The organism is Acinetobacter sp. 197 (genome assembly GCF_048148385.1).
Taxonomy (GTDB): domain Bacteria; phylum Pseudomonadota; class Gammaproteobacteria; order Pseudomonadales; family Moraxellaceae; genus Acinetobacter; species Acinetobacter pecorum.
This window is the reverse complement of the sequence record NZ_JAYWZK010000002.1, coordinates 208,459-226,429: the sequence shown is the minus strand read 5'-3', so window position 1 is coordinate 226,429 and position 17,971 is coordinate 208,459. Positions and strand designations below refer to the sequence as shown.

Annotated in this window: 26 protein-coding genes; 19 read left to right on the top strand and 7 right to left on the bottom strand. The window is 43.5% G+C overall.

All coding sequences use genetic code 11. The annotated features are described in order from the left end of the window. Positions 1 to 27 precede the first annotated feature (27 nt). The 7 genes from VXQ11_RS03725 to VXQ11_RS03695 all read right to left on the bottom strand — a co-directional run bounded on the left by VXQ11_RS03725 (position 28) and on the right by VXQ11_RS03695 (position 4,745). Positions 28 to 447, bottom strand: a complete 420-nt coding sequence (locus VXQ11_RS03725) for a DUF551 domain-containing protein (protein ID WP_416705464.1) — start codon at positions 445 to 447, stop codon at positions 28 to 30. Beyond that, entirely contained in the window at positions 447 to 671 is a 225-nt protein-coding gene (locus VXQ11_RS03720; protein ID WP_416705463.1) for a hypothetical protein, read from the bottom strand. The genes VXQ11_RS03725 and VXQ11_RS03720 overlap by 1 nt, the downstream gene beginning before the upstream one ends. Positions 672 to 717: 46 nt before the next feature. Continuing rightward, on the bottom strand, positions 718 to 2,253 hold the full coding sequence (locus tag VXQ11_RS03715; RefSeq protein WP_416705462.1) for a recombinase RecT: 1,536 nt from the start codon (positions 2,251 to 2,253) through the stop codon (positions 718 to 720). A 29-nt stretch (positions 2,254 to 2,282) separates the two neighbouring features. After that, positions 2,283 to 3,101, bottom strand: coding sequence for a PD-(D/E)XK nuclease family protein (locus tag VXQ11_RS03710; protein WP_416705461.1), 819 nt, complete (start codon positions 3,099 to 3,101; stop codon positions 2,283 to 2,285). Between the two features lie 4 nt (positions 3,102 to 3,105). Next, positions 3,106 to 3,324 (bottom strand): hypothetical protein, encoded by a 219-nt coding sequence (locus tag VXQ11_RS03705; RefSeq protein WP_416705460.1) that lies wholly within the window; start codon positions 3,322 to 3,324, stop codon positions 3,106 to 3,108. 210 nt (positions 3,325 to 3,534) lie between these two features. Next, positions 3,535 to 3,993 (bottom strand): hypothetical protein, encoded by a 459-nt coding sequence (locus tag VXQ11_RS03700; RefSeq protein ID WP_416705459.1) that lies wholly within the window; start codon positions 3,991 to 3,993, stop codon positions 3,535 to 3,537. Continuing rightward, entirely contained in the window at positions 3,993 to 4,745 is a 753-nt protein-coding gene (locus VXQ11_RS03695) for a S24 family peptidase (protein ID WP_416705458.1), read from the bottom strand. The genes VXQ11_RS03700 and VXQ11_RS03695 overlap by 1 nt, the downstream gene beginning before the upstream one ends. A gap of 116 nt (positions 4,746 to 4,861) precedes the next feature. Here VXQ11_RS03695 and VXQ11_RS03690 point away from each other — a divergent pair, with 116 nt between their 5' ends. From VXQ11_RS03690 to VXQ11_RS03600, 19 genes are all read left to right on the top strand, one after another. Continuing rightward, positions 4,862 to 5,110, top strand: coding sequence for a hypothetical protein (locus VXQ11_RS03690; protein ID WP_416705457.1), 249 nt, complete (start codon positions 4,862 to 4,864; stop codon positions 5,108 to 5,110). 11 nt (positions 5,111 to 5,121) lie between these two features. Beyond that, positions 5,122 to 5,430, top strand: coding sequence for a hypothetical protein (locus VXQ11_RS03685; RefSeq protein ID WP_409665397.1), 309 nt, complete (start codon positions 5,122 to 5,124; stop codon positions 5,428 to 5,430). A 50-nt stretch (positions 5,431 to 5,480) separates the two neighbouring features. Next, a complete protein-coding gene (locus VXQ11_RS03680) occupies positions 5,481 to 6,374 on the top strand; it encodes a hypothetical protein (RefSeq protein WP_416705456.1) in 894 nt (297 codons plus the stop codon). Beyond that, positions 6,371 to 6,976 (top strand): restriction endonuclease, encoded by a 606-nt coding sequence (locus VXQ11_RS03675; RefSeq protein ID WP_416705455.1) that lies wholly within the window; start codon positions 6,371 to 6,373, stop codon positions 6,974 to 6,976. Before VXQ11_RS03680 ends, VXQ11_RS03675 begins: the two co-directional genes overlap by 4 nt. Beyond that, the gene (locus tag VXQ11_RS03670) at positions 6,973 to 7,812 is read left to right on the top strand and encodes a DNA adenine methylase (RefSeq protein WP_416705454.1); all 840 of its coding nucleotides are present in this window, start codon (positions 6,973 to 6,975) and stop codon (positions 7,810 to 7,812) included. Before VXQ11_RS03675 ends, VXQ11_RS03670 begins: the two co-directional genes overlap by 4 nt. After that, complete coding sequence (locus VXQ11_RS03665) at positions 7,809 to 8,321, top strand: RusA family crossover junction endodeoxyribonuclease (protein WP_416705453.1); 513 nt, start codon at positions 7,809 to 7,811, stop codon at positions 8,319 to 8,321. Before VXQ11_RS03670 ends, VXQ11_RS03665 begins: the two co-directional genes overlap by 4 nt. Before the next feature lie 19 nt (positions 8,322 to 8,340). Next, positions 8,341 to 8,793: a hypothetical protein gene (locus VXQ11_RS03660; protein ID WP_416705452.1), complete on the top strand. Its 453-nt coding sequence runs from the start codon at positions 8,341 to 8,343 to the stop codon at positions 8,791 to 8,793. 278 nt (positions 8,794 to 9,071) lie between these two features. Further along, on the top strand, positions 9,072 to 9,575 hold the full coding sequence (locus VXQ11_RS03655) for a hypothetical protein (protein WP_416705451.1): 504 nt from the start codon (positions 9,072 to 9,074) through the stop codon (positions 9,573 to 9,575). A gap of 82 nt (positions 9,576 to 9,657) precedes the next feature. Further along, a complete protein-coding gene (locus VXQ11_RS03650; protein WP_416705450.1) occupies positions 9,658 to 10,008 on the top strand; it encodes a hypothetical protein in 351 nt (116 codons plus the stop codon). Between the two features lie 2 nt (positions 10,009 to 10,010). Further along, positions 10,011 to 10,244 carry a hypothetical protein gene (locus VXQ11_RS03645; protein WP_159515833.1) on the top strand — a complete coding sequence of 78 codons (234 nt, stop codon included), beginning with the start codon at positions 10,011 to 10,013 and terminating at the stop codon, positions 10,242 to 10,244. Position 10,245: 1 nt separating this feature from the next. Then, the gene (locus VXQ11_RS03640) at positions 10,246 to 10,458 is read left to right on the top strand and encodes a hypothetical protein (RefSeq protein WP_416705449.1); all 213 of its coding nucleotides are present in this window, start codon (positions 10,246 to 10,248) and stop codon (positions 10,456 to 10,458) included. A gap of 3 nt (positions 10,459 to 10,461) precedes the next feature. Next, a complete protein-coding gene (locus tag VXQ11_RS03635) occupies positions 10,462 to 12,132 on the top strand; it encodes a portal protein (protein WP_416705448.1) in 1,671 nt (556 codons plus the stop codon). A 71-nt stretch (positions 12,133 to 12,203) separates the two neighbouring features. Further along, positions 12,204 to 12,674: a hypothetical protein gene (locus VXQ11_RS03630; protein WP_416705447.1), complete on the top strand. Its 471-nt coding sequence runs from the start codon at positions 12,204 to 12,206 to the stop codon at positions 12,672 to 12,674. After that, positions 12,667 to 13,305 (top strand): hypothetical protein, encoded by a 639-nt coding sequence (locus VXQ11_RS03625; protein WP_416705446.1) that lies wholly within the window; start codon positions 12,667 to 12,669, stop codon positions 13,303 to 13,305. The genes VXQ11_RS03630 and VXQ11_RS03625 overlap by 8 nt, the downstream gene beginning before the upstream one ends. 14 nt (positions 13,306 to 13,319) lie before the next feature. Next, a complete protein-coding gene (locus VXQ11_RS03620) occupies positions 13,320 to 14,219 on the top strand; it encodes a phage capsid protein (protein ID WP_005266543.1) in 900 nt (299 codons plus the stop codon). 173 nt (positions 14,220 to 14,392) lie between these two features. Then, complete coding sequence (locus VXQ11_RS03615) at positions 14,393 to 14,863, top strand: crAss001_48 related protein (protein WP_416705445.1); 471 nt, start codon at positions 14,393 to 14,395, stop codon at positions 14,861 to 14,863. A 65-nt stretch (positions 14,864 to 14,928) separates the two neighbouring features. After that, positions 14,929 to 15,492, top strand: a complete 564-nt coding sequence (locus VXQ11_RS03610) for a hypothetical protein (RefSeq protein ID WP_416705444.1) — start codon at positions 14,929 to 14,931, stop codon at positions 15,490 to 15,492. Further along, on the top strand, positions 15,492 to 17,516 hold the full coding sequence (locus VXQ11_RS03605) for a carbohydrate-binding protein (RefSeq protein ID WP_416705443.1): 2,025 nt from the start codon (positions 15,492 to 15,494) through the stop codon (positions 17,514 to 17,516). Before VXQ11_RS03610 ends, VXQ11_RS03605 begins: the two co-directional genes overlap by 1 nt. 2 nt (positions 17,517 to 17,518) lie before the next feature. Beyond that, complete coding sequence (locus tag VXQ11_RS03600) at positions 17,519 to 17,971, top strand: GNAT family N-acetyltransferase (RefSeq protein WP_416705442.1); 453 nt, start codon at positions 17,519 to 17,521, stop codon at positions 17,969 to 17,971.

Genomic DNA, 17,971 nt, shown 5'->3' with positions numbered 1-17,971 from the left:
TTGGTGCACCAGAGGAATTGAGCATCATCAAAGTTCATTGGCTGACTCCTGTGCTTTGATCACTTTCGGAAGTGGCAGCCAATGAGTAGGCGGTTCGTCTTGGCAGTTAGGCCAATATTCGTTGTAATCCTCATCAAGTGTTAAATATTCTTTTTCTGGATCTATATCGGCAGCGTAATCCCAGCAAACCAAAACAGTTTCATCTACTGGCGGCAAGCTATCCTCAACAGAAATCCATTTCGGCACCGCTTGATTTTTGGCTTCATTCAGCCAGCTTAAAGTTAGGTGGATTAAGCTTTCAAAGCTCATATCGTCGCTTTCAGTGCCTTTTTCTTTGCTACCAATACTGAACTGGATGGAAGATATATCTACACCTTCATTTTTGAGTAAAGTGATTAGTGATTCGATAACAACTTCTGCACTAATAATTGTATTTTTAATATCCATCACGCCAATTCCTCTAAAAATTCTTTTCCGTGTTCCAGATACTGAGTCAGGAACGCTTTAAATACCGGCTGACATGGTTTATTCATCTTCAGGCCGATGATCTCAATCTGTTTGTGCTTCATCTTCCAGGCTGTTAAATGGTCGCCTTTGCTAACGCCACGGTATCCATTTCTAACCAACCAGTTTTTAAACGGTGTCACTAAACTGAATGGAATTACTTTCATATTTATTTCCTTTCAGACCACACCCGAAGGTGTGGCCAGATCCGTGTTAGTTGCTTTGGAACATATCGAACTGATCTTCGATCAATTTCTTTTTCTGCGCGTAGGCTTGCAGTAATTCCTGTTGATGCTCATTGGTCAAATTCGGCTTAGCTGCATTCATTTGCTGTGCAACTTGTCGAATGTCTTCACCGTTCTTGGCATCAGAGATCAGGAGGGTAAGACCGTTTTTAACTGATCCACTTTTGATCGGGTCTACAGCGGGCACTCGTGACGTTTCAAACTTGGCGCGCACTTCTTCAATGTTGTCTGTTAAATACTTTGCATCACCCTGATTTAATGCACCGTCATTTTCGATCTGTTCTTCGATATCCAGTACATCAGCCAGTGACTTCGCCGTATTTAAAGCTTTGGCATAAGCACGTCTAAGCTCACTAGATCCAGGTTGTTTCTTTTGCTGTACCAGTGCTTCAGCTTCTTGCTGTAAGCGCTTTAATTCATCTACGCTTATGCCGTCATTTTCAGCCTGTTCTTTAGCCATGGCACTATCAGCAAGATGCTTTTCAATAGCAGTAATTTCTTTTTGCGCCCCTAACTCCAATTCCTTTTTATGAGCATCAGTTAATTCAGGATCTAATAGCGCTTTTTTAAGAGCATGTTCGATACCTTTTACAGCTGATGCACATTTAAAAGTTGCTAGATAGTGGGCCTTTACTTCTTTAGACTTTTTTTCATTCACAGCTGGCTTTTCTTCTGCAGCAACCTCTTTCACAACGTTTTGCTTAATGCTGTCCAAAGTTTGTGGCGTTTCTTGTTGTGTTGGCTCAGGTGTAATATCGATGATCGACTCAATTTCTTCTTCTTGAGTACGTAGACCCATAAGCAGATCTGGTGCATAGATACGGCCAAAGAATGAAGCAGCACGATAGCGAAGCATCTGTTCAGGCATTGATTGCCATTTACTACCGTTCTTTTGATACCAACCTTCTTTTACAGCCATTTCCATGGTGATAGGAGTTGATTCCAGACGTTCACCAGTCGCTTTTTCTACAACCCAAGCCACACACTTATAATTCTTAACGCGAGCAGTTTGATTTGATTCGACTGGTTCTTTTTTCTTAGTAGCCTGGTTATAAACCCATTCAGTCACAGCATATGGAATTTCTACTTCTTCATCACCGCCAGTGATATCAAAGCGTAAAGGGCTATAACGACCACTACTATTGATTGCAGCAATAATAAATTGGCTTGACCAGCTTGGACGACCGTCTACCAGGTAAAGGTTTTGCATGATCATCATTGGATCTGCACCTAAGCGCTGAGCCATATTCAAGGCAATAATGCAGTTAGATACGCCGTTTGGGTTTGCTTCAGGACGGAATAACCATTTTTTAGCCTGCTGGTCGTAGCGATCTTTAACCATGATTGTGTTGCGGAACGCTTCAGGAATGATCGTACTATTGGCCAAGCTTTCAGCCATGTGATGCATAGCCTGGAAGCCACGATATGTATTAAAGTTTGCTTCAACATTTTCAGGTTTACGTTGAGCGCGAAGTTGTTCAGTTGTCATTACTTGAGAAGTCATTGTGTTATTCCTTATATTTTAAAAATTAATTACTTACGAAATTTGCAGGTAGCGTACGCAGGGCAGAACTTTTCATTGCAGAGCATTGATTTAGAGTTGCCGTAAAACGTACCGTGTTTAATAATTTTGGCCGCATGGTGCAGTAGTCCTGGATCTTCTTCAGTACCCAGCAGTACTTCTGCAGGTGATTCAATTTCACCGATACCCACGTGCTGACCTTTATCTGTTTTGCCAGTAGTCAGGCCATAAATACGGGCAGGGGCAGTTACTGGTTCCTGTAGAGCATGTGCAGCAAGTACGGTATAAATTCCCATTTGTGGTGCATGGCCAACGGTTTTTACTACGCCGTCATTAGCTACAGCAGCCTTACCGGTTTTGATATCAGAGATACCTAATTCACCATCTTCATTTTCATAAATGCGGTCGATGGTGCCAGTAAGTTCAATGCCTAGATCTGCAAGGATTAATGATTCACAACGTACTTCCACACCGATAAATTTCTGAGTAGGTGCAATGTGGGTGATGTACTTGTGCATCAATGACTGGCCAATTGACTCAGCAGAGTTTTGATCCAGATCCGACCAGTCGACTTCTTCATTGGGTTGCCAGATCTGGTGATGCAAAATTTCTTCGCATTCTTCCAGGCTAACTTCTTCACCAATCAGGTTTAGGTGATCCCACTGAGTTACAGCTTCGTGAATTGCGGTACCCAAGCGAGTGCGTGCACCAGCTGGATTGCGTTTGTTTAAAAGATTCTTTGCTTCCCAACGTGCAGGGCAATCAAACAGATCACCTAACGATGAAGCGCGGATCGGAATAATCCGGGTAGGATTAATGAAGGCATTCACTTGATTACCCTCCAAACGCCGCAGTAAGCAGGACACTAATAAGCATCCAGCATGCGATAGCGATAACAATGAAAATAAGGAAGTCACGAATGTCGGCTTTAATTTTTGCCCAGCGTGAGGTGCGCATTTCTTTAGCGGTAGGGTGCTGATACAGCACAGGCTTTGTATTGCTTTCGTTTTTCACGAAAGTCGGCATATTGCTATGGGATGGATATTGATTCATACTTATCTCGCTTTAATGCAAGCCCGCTAGATTTCCAGTCCATCGCGGGCTTTTTATTGGGTACGAGAAACAATTTAGCAAAATACTAAATTTAGTACAATACTAATTTAAAATAGAAATAGAAAAAAACTTTAGTTTTATACTAAATAATTGTTTTTTAAAGACATAAAAAAACCTGCTTTTTACAGCAGGCTCATGAAAAATATATTCTTATTTGCAGGATGACATTGGTATTTTTAAAGTATAGATTACGCTTCTTTCACTATTTAGGAAGTTGAGATGGAATTTTGCATTTAATTTCCTAAAAGTTTCACTACCTGCAAACTCCGATGAACACAAATAATTCTTATAATCTTGAGCTAGGCCAAAATTATATAAAATATATTCAGCATCTTTTTTAGTTTCAACTTCATCAAGTTGATAGTTTGTATAAATCCCGAATCTATTTATATTCACAGAAAAGATAGTGGTGTAAGCATCTATTCTAGAAGGAAACATATGTGCAACTTTATTTGTTACTCCACGAAGAACTTCATCTAAAGCTTTGTCGTTAATTACGCGGTATTGCGCATCAACAATGCCTTCCTTAATAAGGGCGCGGTCAAATTCAGTTTCTGCATGAGAAAAAGCACTAATCAACAAAGCTACTAACAAGAATAATTTTTTCATTATATTTCCCTGTATAAGGCTACTACTTTTCCTACAATTTTACAGTCATCGGTGAGTTTAGTTATTTGATCCGGCCAGTTTGGATTTATAACTTGAAGATAGCGATCTTTTCCTTCAATGATTAGTTTTTTAAAAGATGCGTCTAAATCGTTAGCACATACAACGATTACCAGATCGTTAGTTTTTAAATCTTCATTTTTGAAATCAGGGTTCACATATATCCTGTCACCTGGCTCGAATTTTGGAGCCATTGAAGGACCTTGAACATATAAGACATACCCATTGTCACCACACTTTCGATTTGCTGGAAGCCATTCATAAATGTATTCATCTTTGAGCGAGGTGTTTTGATTAACCCATTCTCTGGCTAGACCCCAAGATATGGTGGGAACCAAAAGGGTTTCTGAAAATGGATTTTTAGTTAAATCAATATTCTTTGTTCTCCTTCCTTCAAGAATATTTTTTGTAATAAAAAGATCATTTAAATGCGCATTGACTGCTTTTTTATGCTCATCATTACAATGAATTCTATCCATCCAACCATGTTCTAGATCATAAGCCTTTTCAATTTTTCGAGCTAAAGCAGTACCTACAGTAGCAGGCTTACCATTTTTGCCGACTGTTCCATTAATGATCTGACTTAAATATGCAGGTGCTGTACCTACAGTATGAGCAAAGTCTTTTTGCGAACCTGAAGCTTTTTCTTGAATTAGCTTTAAAAGGTTAGTCTTTCTGATTTCTGAAATATCCATAAATTTGATGATCTAGTAAAAAACTAAAAAAGGGAATGTGTGAAAAACTAAACTTTGGCTTGCAAATAGTTTAGTAAAATACTAAATTAAAGATGTTTTAATTTAGAGATAAAGCAATGCGTACTAAATCCATATCGAATCAAAAGCCACAAAAAGAGAAAGTTCACAGCTTACTGGTCCACTTAAAAGACTATTCCTCTGACAAAGATCGTAAAGATTTCGCCAAAAAATGCGGCACAACACTTGGCAACTTAAGCCAGATCGCATACGGAGGTAGTGTTTCCGCAAAACTGGCAAAAACAATTCATGAAAAAAGTGAACAAAAAGTTCTTTTAGAAGAATTACGCCCTGACATTTTTGCGTGAGGTAGTTTTCTATGTCTGAGAAACTTACTGAAAGCATCACTTTCAAATGCACGTATGAAGAAAAACGTGACTTGGAAGCAATTGCTAGATCTGAAAACAAAACTCTGTCTGAGCATATAAGAAGTTTGGGCATATCGAATATTTCTGAAGTTCGGGAACGTTTAAATAATCTCGCATCTCTTATGCGTCTGACCACAGATACCGTAGACACGCCTATTTTTGAATTAACACCTGAACCATTGATAAAACCTACCGGCACAAAAAATGCCCATCTGCGGGAACAGATGAGCATCTTTGCCATTCACTCAGAAAGTAAATGAGGCATGCAACAAATGTTGAATTTAACACGTATCGGGGAGGTTGTGAAGCCATGAATACTGCACAAGTAATTCCGTTTAAGAAGCCTTCACAACCAGCACAAGGGGCTGGGAAAAACATGTATAGCGATAAGTTTGATCAAGGCTATGTGATGTCTAGCCGCTTGTATCGAAAAGAAGTGTGGCCATTCATTAGTGATGCTGCACGTAACGTTTATGCGGAGCTGGAAAACCGTATTAACGGACATAACAAGGAGTCTGATTTTGTTAGCTACTCGCAGTTACAGGGTGGAGATCTTCCTGGTGCGCGCCAATTGAGTAGAAGAACTGTATCGACTGGCTTAAAGGAGCTTATAAAGCTAGGCGTTATCACTGTTTTAGCTGACGGGAAACAGGGCATGAAGTCCTATCGATTGAATGAGATTTCTCTGAAAGATCGGTTTACTAACGAAACTAGTTTACCTAGTACACCAGTTCACTTAGGAAACCAGACTGGTTCACCTAGTACACCAGTAACTAGTGTACCTAGTAAACACACAATAGATACTCCTATAGAATCTTTAGAAAATAATAAGAATAAAGCGCCGGCTGATTTTGTTCCTCAGGATCGCGGTGCTTTAAATTTTATTGATTACCACTCTGACGATCTAAAGCTGTACACCCTCGAAGAACTGGCAGGGAAATATCACATTAAGAATGATTTTATTTCTCAAGCAAAAGTCAGCTTTCCAAAACTGGAAGAAAAAACCCTTCTTCATGAAATCAACCGACTTGCTCGTTGGTCAGGTGGTAAACCTGCACGTCGTTCACAGGCTTGGATGGTTACTTGGTTAGATTGGTTGAACAAGATCGGATCTGACAAACCACAGGCAGCAAAACAACCTAAGGCTGAACAACCAAAACGCCATCGCTATGGCCAAGGTGTAATTCCACGAGGTGAATCATGAGCAATATTCAGTTATTCCAGGACGCATTCGTTGTTGATTTCCCACCTGAGATTGCAGATCAGGTCTTAGGTCGTATGCAAGCGCTGTACGGTGAAATGTTCGATAAGAAATACGGAAATATCAATCCAGCAGAGCTGCAATTCACTGTTTGCACAGTTTTGAACGGTTTGAAACCTGCAGAGTTACGCCGTGGTTTAGAGCGTATGAATTCTGAAAAATGGTGTCCATCACTTCCAGAGTTTCGTTCTTGGTGTGTGCATGACGGCGACTGGTGGACAGCTGAACAGGCATGGGCCAAAGCTTTAAATTTTGAAGCAGATCCGACCAATAAGATTACGACCTTGGCCAAACGTGCACTGGATGAAGTACGCCACATACTCAAAACCGAAGGGCAGAAAGCAGCTCACTTTGCATTCAGAGATATTTACAGCGATTACCTGGACAAAGCCAAGAAATCCGGACGCGTTCAAGTGATGTATGTACCACCAGTGAAGCCAGTAGCGATTGAGCATGACGAAAAGAATCGTAAAGGCGTGCCATGCCCACCTGAATTGGCAGCCATGGTCAAAGGAACGATTAAGCGTACGGGGAGAGTAGCGTGAAACTAAACCACCCGTTAATCCGGTATCACGGCGGAAAGTTCCGTATTGCTCATTGGATTATTTCTCAAATGCCAAATCACACTTGCTACACAGAAGTGTTCGGGGGAGCAGCTGGAGTTCTTCTGCAGAAGCCACGAGCATACGCTGAGGTCTATAACGACCTTGATGGTGACATCGTAAATCTTTTTAAGATACTTCGAAATTCTAGCTCGAGAGAACAGCTCATTGAGCAATTAATCTTAACGCCTTACAGCCGTGAAGAATTTGAAAACTCTTGGTTTGGTACTGAGGATTCAGTAGAACGTGCACGCCGTACGATCATCCGTGCTCAGATGGGCTTTGGATCGGCTGGTGCAACCAAGGGTATTACAGGATTTCGTATTGATACCAAGCGCCAGTACGGCACAGCTCAATCACTATGGACCACATATCCAGAACATCTAAGCCAGATTGGCCAGAGATTAAGTGGAGTTTTGATCGAGAACCGTCCAGCAATCCAGGTGCTTAAAGATCATGATGCTCCTACCACTTTGCATTATGTAGATCCGCCGTATGTTCACGATACTCGCTATGAAGGTGCTAAGACTGGCCGCGTTTATCGTCACGAGATGGATGATAAAGATCACCTAGAGCTTTTAAACACACTGATCAATCTGGAAGGAATGGTCATGCTTTCTGGATATCAATCCGATTTGTATGAAGATCTGCTGAAGGGTTGGAAAAAGGTAGAAATTAAAGCTCGTATTTCATCTGGTCGCGGTACAGATACCCGAATTGAATGCTTATGGATGAATCCAGCTGCTGCTCAACCTGATTTATTTGGGGCAACTGCATGACGATACGCATGAGCGAAAAACAGTTAGAAGTTCACTTGAACAAGCACAAATTTCGCAAGGAATGCGCGTCAGTGCAATTTAAAAACAAAATTGAAGCAAAGACACATGAAGCAGAACAAAACGCCGTAGACGAGAAACTAGAGCGAAATAGCGTAGGGGGTGAAAAAGTCATTTTAGATTTTAATTTGCCGGCTATCCCTCCATCGGTAAACCACTACTGGAAGAAATCTGGACGCGGTTTCAAGTTGAGTGATGAGGCAAGAGATTTTCATGATCTGGTCAGCATGTTGGTACCGCCAACCAGAACAGCAGCACGGTTAAAACTGGAGGTGACGTTTCATTTTCCGAATCGGTTAAGACGGGATATCGATAATTACTTGAAAGCAACGATTGATAGCCTGGTGAAGTGTGAGTTTTGTGTAGATGACGAACAGTTTGATGAGCTGATAGTACGCCGGGGCAATGTTGTAAAAGGCGGATTACTCAAAATAAAAGTGATGGAAATTTAAAGTGAATATAGGGGTTGCTATGGGAAGTTCTATGGGGCTGCAACTGGTCGGTGGAGAGTGTGGAGAGGGGGTATATACGAACTCTCCTCGCGCGCGCGCGCGTTTTATCAATCTGCATACCAGAAAGAAGGTCAAAGAGTTCAAGTTAAAACTTCGAAATTACAAGCGTCCAGACTTCAACCGCATGATCCTGGACTTAGGCAAATGCGGCTGGACACACGAAAAGATTGCAGACGTTCTGCCGGTGTCTGGTGCTTCTACAGTTTCAGAATGGGCGCGTGGTGGCGTTCCAAATTATGACAACGGCCATGCATTCATTTTGCTATGGCAAACAGAGACAGGCATTGTGCGCTACCCACTGGAAGGTGAATGGATGACATACAAATATAAGATTGGCCAGATGGATATTTTTGAAGACGGCGGCCTGTGTGATCAGGTCATTGATGAGTTGGATCGGGAGTTAGGGTTGTGAGTGATACGGTTTTTTATATCTGTGGAACGATTTTAATTTTGGCGTATTGGTTCAAAGAGCCAATCAGCAAGTTTATAGGTGGTTGATCATGCCACCTGACTACACCCACATTGAGAATGACGGCACGCCGTGGAAGGAATCCAACGGCGATTGGTTTTACTGGCGTGATGTATGGGGATGGGTTCAGTATGTCGGGCCGAAGAATAGTAATTTTTTTAATAAGTTTAGGTTAAGTTAGTACAATGACTGATTAATTAGAACATTAGAGGGTTGTTTATATGGATTTATGTGTTGTTGATTGGGGGGCAGTAGCAACTATTGCGGCCGCACTAATAGCATCATTTACAGCTATTTATGTTTATTTTCAATGGAAAAATCAGAAAGGTGCTGAAGTTATTGCGAATGAAGCGAAACAGAATATTCAGGATATTTTAGAAATTATCAAAGTGATTAGCTTAATACGAAAAAAAAGTTTTGATTCAGAAAGATCCAAAAACTTTGGCGATTTTAATAGACTTTATGAGTCTGTAGTCAGAAGTAGTTTATACATTGATGATTGTGTTGAGATTAAGGACTTTAAAAAATCAATTGATGAATTTTTTGATTGTTGTCTTAAGTTTAAGCGGTTTGAGAATCTGTATCGGCATCATGCACATGAAAGTAAGTTTGTAGAGCATGTGGACGGTGAAATTAATGTAATTCAAATAAAAGGCGTTAATATCGTTAATACTTTGATTCCCTATTCTATCTATCAAAAAAAATTCAAGTTTAGAAAAAAATAATATAGCTTCGATACACAACAAATCCCAACACCCATACCCACACAGTAACCCTATTCAATCAACCACTGAATAGGGTTTTTTTATGGCAGCTCGCAAAGTAAATACACCAGGTGCACCAGAGAAGGCACCTGAACCAGTCAGCACAGCAGAACAGGCCGATGCAGCGTTAGAGCACATCACAGGTCAAGGCGCTGAATCACAAGACCAGTCTACTAATGAAACCAGTTCACTAGGTACACCAGTTGAACCAACTGCGGAAGAACTGGCAGCCAAAAAGGAATATGAAGAATTCCTTCAATGGCGAAAAACCAAAGGTGAAGCAGCTCAACCAGCTACACATCATGCACCTACATCCAATGCATCTACCGACCCAACAGCAAAGCGCACGCGCCAAGTTGTAGGCCCTAACGGTTGGATCACCGAGGAGTACTAACTATGTGCGGTGGATTCGTAGGTAAGGCCATTAGCACCGTAACGGATGCCATTGGCCTGACTGATACCAAGGCTGCATCTAAGGGTTATGACGCTCAGGCAGCGGAAGCCAAAGCCCGAGCAGAGGCACAGACAGCAGAAAACGAGCAGGTGGCACAGCGCAAAAAGCGTAAGGCATCTGAAGTGCTTTCTTCTGGGTCTTCTCAGGACGAGAAGAAAAATACCTTAGGGGGCTGATATGTGTGGCGGAAAGTTAAGAGGCTTATTTGGCGGTGGCATCAAGGACTTTGGTAAAAACCTTCAGAACTACTCCAAAGATCAAGCTGCTGAAAACTCACCAGAGGCTAAGCAATCAAAACAGGACAATGCACAGGCTGCGATGAAAAAGCGTCGAGCATCGGAAGTTCTGAGTGCTGGTGATAGCAATAAGAAATCAACACTAGGCGGGTAAGGCATGAGTGATCGAGCAAGTCAAATTTGCAAACGGTTAGGTGAACTTCGGGCAGAACGTGCCAAATATGAAGCGCACTGGACTGAATGCTATAAGTACGGAGCACCTGAGCGCCAACAGTGTTTTAGTGGTAGTTCAGGTTCCGAGGGCACCAGAGAGAAACAGCGTGCTGATTTGCTGGATTCTACTGCTGCCGAATCAATCCTGATCTTTGTATCTAACCTGATTGCAGGTACCACACCTGCAAACGCGATCTGGTTTAAAGCTGTGCCTGATGGTATGGACGATCAAGCCGAACTCACACCAGGTGAACACTGGCTTGAACAGGTCGCACAATTCTTATTTCGCAATATCCACGGCGCAAACTTTGACAGTGAAATCTACGACATGATCATTGATTTCGCCGTTGCTGGTTGGGGTGTGGTCTATCAAGACATTGACCGTGAAAAAGGCGGTGGCTTCACTTATCAGTGTTGGCCAATTGGGGAGTGCTTTATTGCTTCTACACGTCCAGATGGGCAAGTAGATACGATTTATCGCGAGTACACCAAAACCGCTGCACAGCTGGTCAGTGAGTTTGGTGAACACAAAGTAAGTGATGCAGTACGTAACACTTACCTGACACGTCCAGATGATCGTTTCAAGGTTGTGCATGTGATCGAACCACGCAAGGTCAAAGCATCAATGACCAACCGTGTATTGCTGCCAAAGAATATGCCGTTTGCTTCATATCACGTGGAAGTGGATGGAAAAAATATCCTAAAGGAATCTGGTTATAACGAGTTCCCATGTGCGGTACCACGTTTTAGAAAGATCCCGGGCAGCGTGTACGGAATCGGCATTATGTCTACGGCGTTACCAGATGCTAAATCAGCCAATGCTTTGATGCGTGACACCTTACGCAGTGCTGAGATCGATGTACTCGGTTTCTGGATTGCTGAGGATGACGGCGTTTTAAACCCACGTACTGTACGTATCGGTGGCGGAAAAATCGTTACTGCAGGAAAAGTAGATGCAATGAAACGTCTGGATAGTGGTCGGGGCTTTCAGGTCGCAGATCCATTGCTAGATCGTATTCAGTCCAGCATCCGCAGAAAGCTTATGGCTGATGGGATGTCGCAGCACTACAACACACCACCTACGGCCGCAGAGATTTATGCACGTGTCGATATGATCCGGCAGCAGCTTGGCCCATTGTATGGCCGTGCACAGGCTGAATTACTTGTTCCTATCCTTGATCGTGCTTTTGGTTTGGCATATCGGGCAGAAGCATTAGGCGAAGCACCAGAGGATCTACAGGGCCGTAATCTTTCATTCAAGTTTATTTCACCACTGGCACGTGCTCAGAAGCTTGAGGAAGTGGCCAGTATTGAGCGTCTGATGGCTGCAATGGACGGGTTGGCTAGCTTAGATCCTGAAAAATTCCAAGAGGCTATGGACAACATCAACACAGATGCCTTGCCGCAAGTATTAGCAGCTGGTCTAGGTGCACCAACTTCAATCATGCGTACTACTGATGAAGTTCAATCATACCGTGAGCAGAAAGCACAGGCACAACAGCAGGCAGCAGCACAGGAGCAACAGGCAGCTATGGCGCAGCAGATGACAGGTGCCATTACTCAAGGCATGGGTAAAGGCTTGGAAGCACAAATGGTCAGTGAGGTGATGCAATGATTTTAGGTTTTGCAGTAATGGCCATTCTTGCGCTGATTGCCTGCGCTTTGCTTTATGCGGCTGAAAAGAAGGTGAAAGACTTAGGTAATGAGCTGTTTAAGGAAAGAGCCTTATCCAGCACTTTACGCAATGAAAAGCACCATGAATGGGAGCGTGCGGAAGTACTACAAGGGCAGGTTTTCGCATTGAAGCAGGATATTGCCGATCTTAAGGCCCAGCCTGATCAGGAATTTAAAGAACTGATTCAGGAGCAAGAGGACGAATTAGGCTTTGGCCACCACGTTAAATGGCGTTCACATCGAAAACCAACGGCGCTGACCTATCAGATGCATTTCGATATGGACGTTAATGGCCAACGAATTTTAGAAGAACTCACCGTGCGATTTAAACGCAATGCTTTCACGGATAACGAACGTGAGACATGCCGCCGTTTGGGCCGTGCCGAAGTCGTGGACTTCATTATCAACCGAATTAACACAGCAAATGACCCTCGCTATGACGAGAGCCTAGAACTAGCACACATGGAGCAAAACAATGAATGAACAACAGACAACAGACACACCAGACGTTCAAACAACTGAACAAACTCACACTACAACACCACCTGCAGGAACAGAAACGCAAACGGTGCCGGGTACTGAGACAACACAGCAGAACCCTGCTGAACAAGAAACGCAAACAACTGAAACAGATCCAGCAAAAGCGGTACCAGAGTCTGCCGATGCTTATTCAGTTGAAATTGATGGCTTCGATTTTGATGCTTTTAAAGCGGATAACGCTGAAGTACTGCAATCATTCCATGATGAAGGCATGACCAATAAGCAGGTTGAAGCAGTCGTTAAAGCCTATGAACAGCATCAATCCGTTCAAATGGAAGCCTTACAGGAAGAATGGGGCAATGACTTTGGCGCAAATGTGAACTTGGCCAAACAGGCCATTGAAGCATTAGGTTTTCAGGCTTCGGATCTAGACTCGCCAATCGGTGCGTTAAAGCTAGCGGCCGCTATTGGTAAGCATATTCAGGAAGATTTACCACCTTCTAACACACAGCAAAACGTTGGTGAATCAGTTCAACAATTAATGATGTCGGAAGCCTACTTGAACGACAAGCATCCAGACCATAAACGTGTCTATGCACAGGTTGAACAGGCTTATGCGAAGCAATATCAATAAGGGGGATTTAGCCAATGGCTAACCAAAACAAAATCACAGCGGCGTTTGTTCAACAGTTCCATGACACATACGACGTTGCGGCACAGCAAAACGAATCACGACTGCTTAAAACCGTTGTGAACCGTGGAAAAATTGAAGGTGAGTCATTCACCATCAATGACATGGGATCTGTGGAAATGCAGGCTTCTGGTGCTCGCTATGGTGACACTCAGTGGACTCATCCAGATGTAGGTGTACGTACCGCATTAATGTCTGATTGGGATCTATTCATTCCAATTGAACCGCGTGACCTGCCTAAGCTGAAGGCAATGCCACAAGACAAATACATGAAGTTATTGATCAGCGCACGTGAACGCAAGATTGACGACATTATTTATACAGCGCTTGTTGGTCCAGTGACTCGCAAAGTAGTAGACGATGCCGGTACAGCAACTGTTTCGACGGTAAATCTGCCAGCAGGTCAAATCATCGCACCGGCTTTCGGTACGCTGAAGCAGCAAATCACCAAAGCAAAATCACTATTCCGTGCGAACGAATGTGATGAGCAGAACGGTGAAGAAATCTTTATCACGTACACCTCAGACGTGCTGAACGCATTCTTGAACGACACCGTTTTGACCAACTCGGATCACGTCAACGTTCAGATGTTGCAGAACGGTGCAGTAGGTCACAAGTGGTTAGGTGTGACTTGGGTTGCTTATGAAAAAGTAGGTCAAGGCGCTACAGCTGGAACCAAGCGTTTAGCAATGTACTGTAAGTCTGCCGTTCATTTCGGTGATGCAGATATTACTAGCTTCGATATCTCGACTCGTCCGGATAAGAAGAACGTAAAACAGGTTGGTGGTGTTCATTCATTTGGTGCTGGTCGTGCCAATGAGAAGAAAGTCGTAGCGATTGACTACACACCGGCTTAATTAAAGGGGCTTTGGCTCGGCATCTTGGGCATGGGGTGTCGGGTCTTTTTTATAAGGAGCAGCCAAAATGATTCAACTTCTGATGTGTCTTTTTGGTTTTCATGGTGCGACTGAGATTGGAACTGATGCCAAGCCAGAGTGCCGCAATTGCTTGAAAGAATTGGAATAAGAATATGAGTAAAAAATTATTAGCCTTAACCATGGTTGCATTCGCTGGTACAAGCCTAGTACACGCAGCAACTATGACTCGACAGGAATATAACGATTATCGCGGTTGGCAACTGCCAGAAGGTGAGAATGGTGAAGATATTGGCTACATCATTGAAGATCGCGCTGGTAAAAAAAATACAGATGAGCTGGAAGGCTTTGTTCAATGGTTGCCTGAAGATGAGTTTCTACGCAAATTTAAGCCAGCACCTAAAAACCACATTGAGCGCATGCAATCTGAAAAACATGAACTAGACACCAAGCTGAATGCTCTAAAAGCATTTCTGGCCAAGCTTGGTACGGATGAAGCGCCGTTGCTGACAGATGAGCAGGTGGACTTTCTAGAAGAACAAAAAGAAGCCATGCAAAACTATTCGGACGTTTTAGGTGTTCGTATTGAATATGACGCGGATCTATTTAAAGCAATGGGTGACTGATCCTAACACCCAACAAACCTAATCAAAGAAGCCTTCAAGATCATTAAAACTTGAGGGCTTTTTTTATGTCTATTACAACCAGAACATCCATCGTCAACCATGCTTTAAGCCTGATCGGTGATCAGAATATTGCATCATTTGACGAGAACACGGCACGTGCTGAACGCTGCCGCAGTATCTATGACCAAGTGCGTAAATCTATCCTGCGTGATCATCCGTGGTCGTGTGCAAAAAAACGTACCATTCTTGCACCGGTGACAACTTATCCGGCCTTTGGCTATACCCATTCTTTCCCATTGCCACGTGACTTCATCCGGATCATCAGTGCCAATACAGAAAAATATGAGGTCGAGAATCGCTACATTCTGGCCAATACCAATCGGATCAATCTTGAATATATTTTTGACAACGATAACGAAGATTCTTGGGATTCAATGCTGGTTGAAGCCATGTCACTCAAGATGGCTGCCAAGCTATGCAAACCAAATACCGGTAGTGATGCAGCAGGGCAATCGGCAGAAGCGCAATATCGTGATCTGATCAAGCGTGCACGTACGATCAATGCGCAAGAACGACCTTCTGAAGACATCGTGTATGAGGAATCACGCTATATCGGGAGTCGCTACTAATGAAGCAATGGCTACTCAAAAATAACCTGTCCAGTGGTGAGCTGTCACCGTTACTGCATACTCGAACTGATGTGCAGCAATATGCCAACGGCGCTAAAAAACTATTGAATGCAATTCCATTGGTCGAGGGTGGAGCAAAGAAACGACCAGGTACTAAGTTTCGCGGTATTTTCGCTGGTGCATTGCGTCTGATCCCTTTTGTACCGAACTCAGACAATCCATTTCTATTGATCTTGGGCATTAATACCCTGCAGGTGTATGACCCTTTAACGCAATCTGTAGTCCATACAGGAAGTACGCCGTATAACACAGCGTCCAAAGTTGCACAGATCCAAGTGGCACACTCACGCTATCGCATGTTCTTTGTCCAGAGCGATCATCCGGTGCATCGTCTGGTCTGTAGTAAAGACTTTGATAATTGGGATTTTGCCCCGTTTACCTTTGTCACAGCACCGGTGGATGAAATCAATACCACACCTAACGTGGCATTAACGCCGACTGGTGTTGAGGTGGGTAAAACCATTGCATTGAATGCAGCTGCTTTTCCGAACTGGAGTTCAACAGAAAACTACATCATTGGTGAGCGTGTTATTTATCTTGGCCAGACATGGCGTGCAATAGCAGATAGCACTGGTAAGGTGCCAGCAGTCGATAGTACCGATTGGGAATCTGTGACTGCAGGTGATGCATCTGTATTCATTCCTGCGCATGTGGGGGCAATCATTTCGATTAATGGTGGTCAAGTCAAAATTACTTCTTATGTTTCTCCAACTGGTGTGTTGGGTGAGGTCATTGTTAAGCTTAATGCAGCAGTCCAGGCAATTGCTAAATCATGGACCTTAAATACTGCAGCGTTTACAGCAGCGACTGGCTACCCATCCACGGTGACATTCTTTAAGCAGCGCCTGGTCTTTGCCAACACAAAGAACAACCCGAACCAGTTATGGGTTAGTGCAATCGGGAATGATGGTGACTTCTTGGAAGCAACGGACGATGCCAGCGCATTCAGCATGGCTTCATCTTCTGCACAGGCAGACAACATTCTGCACCTGGCACAGCGTGGTGGTGTGGTGGCGCTTACTGGTGGATCTGAGTTTCTGATTAGTTCAACCGGTGCATTTACACCTGCATCTGCCCAGATCGAACAGCATACAACTTACGGCGCACAGTCCAATGTTCGTCCGTGTCTGGTGGGTAATGAACTGCTATTTGTCCAGCGTGGTGGTAATCGTCTACGTGCTTTGTCTTATCGTTATGAAGTAGACGGTCTGGTCAGTCCGGAGCTGTCAGCGATTGCACCACACATTGCAGAAGATCATGGCGGTATCAAGGAACTGACTTATCAGCAAACGCCGTACAGCCTGGTCTGGATGGTGCTCAATGATGGCAAGGTGGCCAGTATTACTTTAAACCGTGATCAGGAGATGAATGCTTGGGCACAGCATGACTTTGGTGGAGCTGTACGCTCAATCTGTGCTTTGCCTCAGGCTGCCGGCAATGACCTGTGTTTCATGCTGATTCAGCGTAAAGCATCCGTGGTACTTGAGCAGCTGGACGAAGCATCATTCATGGATTGTGAGATTGCACATAACGGCGCATTGGCAAACAGAAACCTGCATAACAGCACACAGTACCGATTCCAGAATGCAGATGGCTATTTCTATGATGATAACCAACCAGCATCCGGCACGTGGTTTGCCGGTCAGCCGTTCAATATGGAAGTTGAGTTTTTACCACCGGATCACAGCCAAGTGCCAAGTACTGCAATGCTTCATAAGATTCAGGCACATGAAACGGTTTTGTATGTGCGTAATTCAATTGGTGGCTATTGCAACCAGTACGAACTTGAGCATAAGTCATTTAACCAGTCTGCATTCCAGAACCTGACCTATACAGGGCCGGTCAGTGTCAGCATGAATGGCTGGTCAACCTTGCACGAAATGGAATTAAAAATAACACACAACAAACCGCTACCTTTCCACGTCCAGAGTGTAGCTATGTTGGTATCAATGAATGAGAGATAAAGATGCTTGTACGTGCAGCAACACTAAAAGATTTAGACACGCTTGTTGACTGGGGCAAGCGTTTGACCAGTGAATCACCACGGTTTAAAAAACAGGGCTTTGATGAAAAGCGGGCGCGTAATGTATTTACGCATTTAATTAATGAGCTTGAGTCTATCCTGATCGTGATAGATGAGTACCAGAACCCGGTCGGCACATTAATTGGCGCATTAGATACCGACTGGCGAACAGGTCAGAAACTGGCTTATGAGCAAGGTCTTTATGTCCTGCCGGAATACCGTAAATCAGGTGCAGCCAGTGACTTGCTTGAAACCTTCAAAGTATGGGCGGCTATGAATAAGGCTGACCGCATCCAGATCGGCACTATCACCGGCATTCATGCTGAACGTACTGTAAGTCTGTATGAATCCTTGGGTTTTGAAATGATCGGCTATGTACTGGAAATGGAGGTCTAA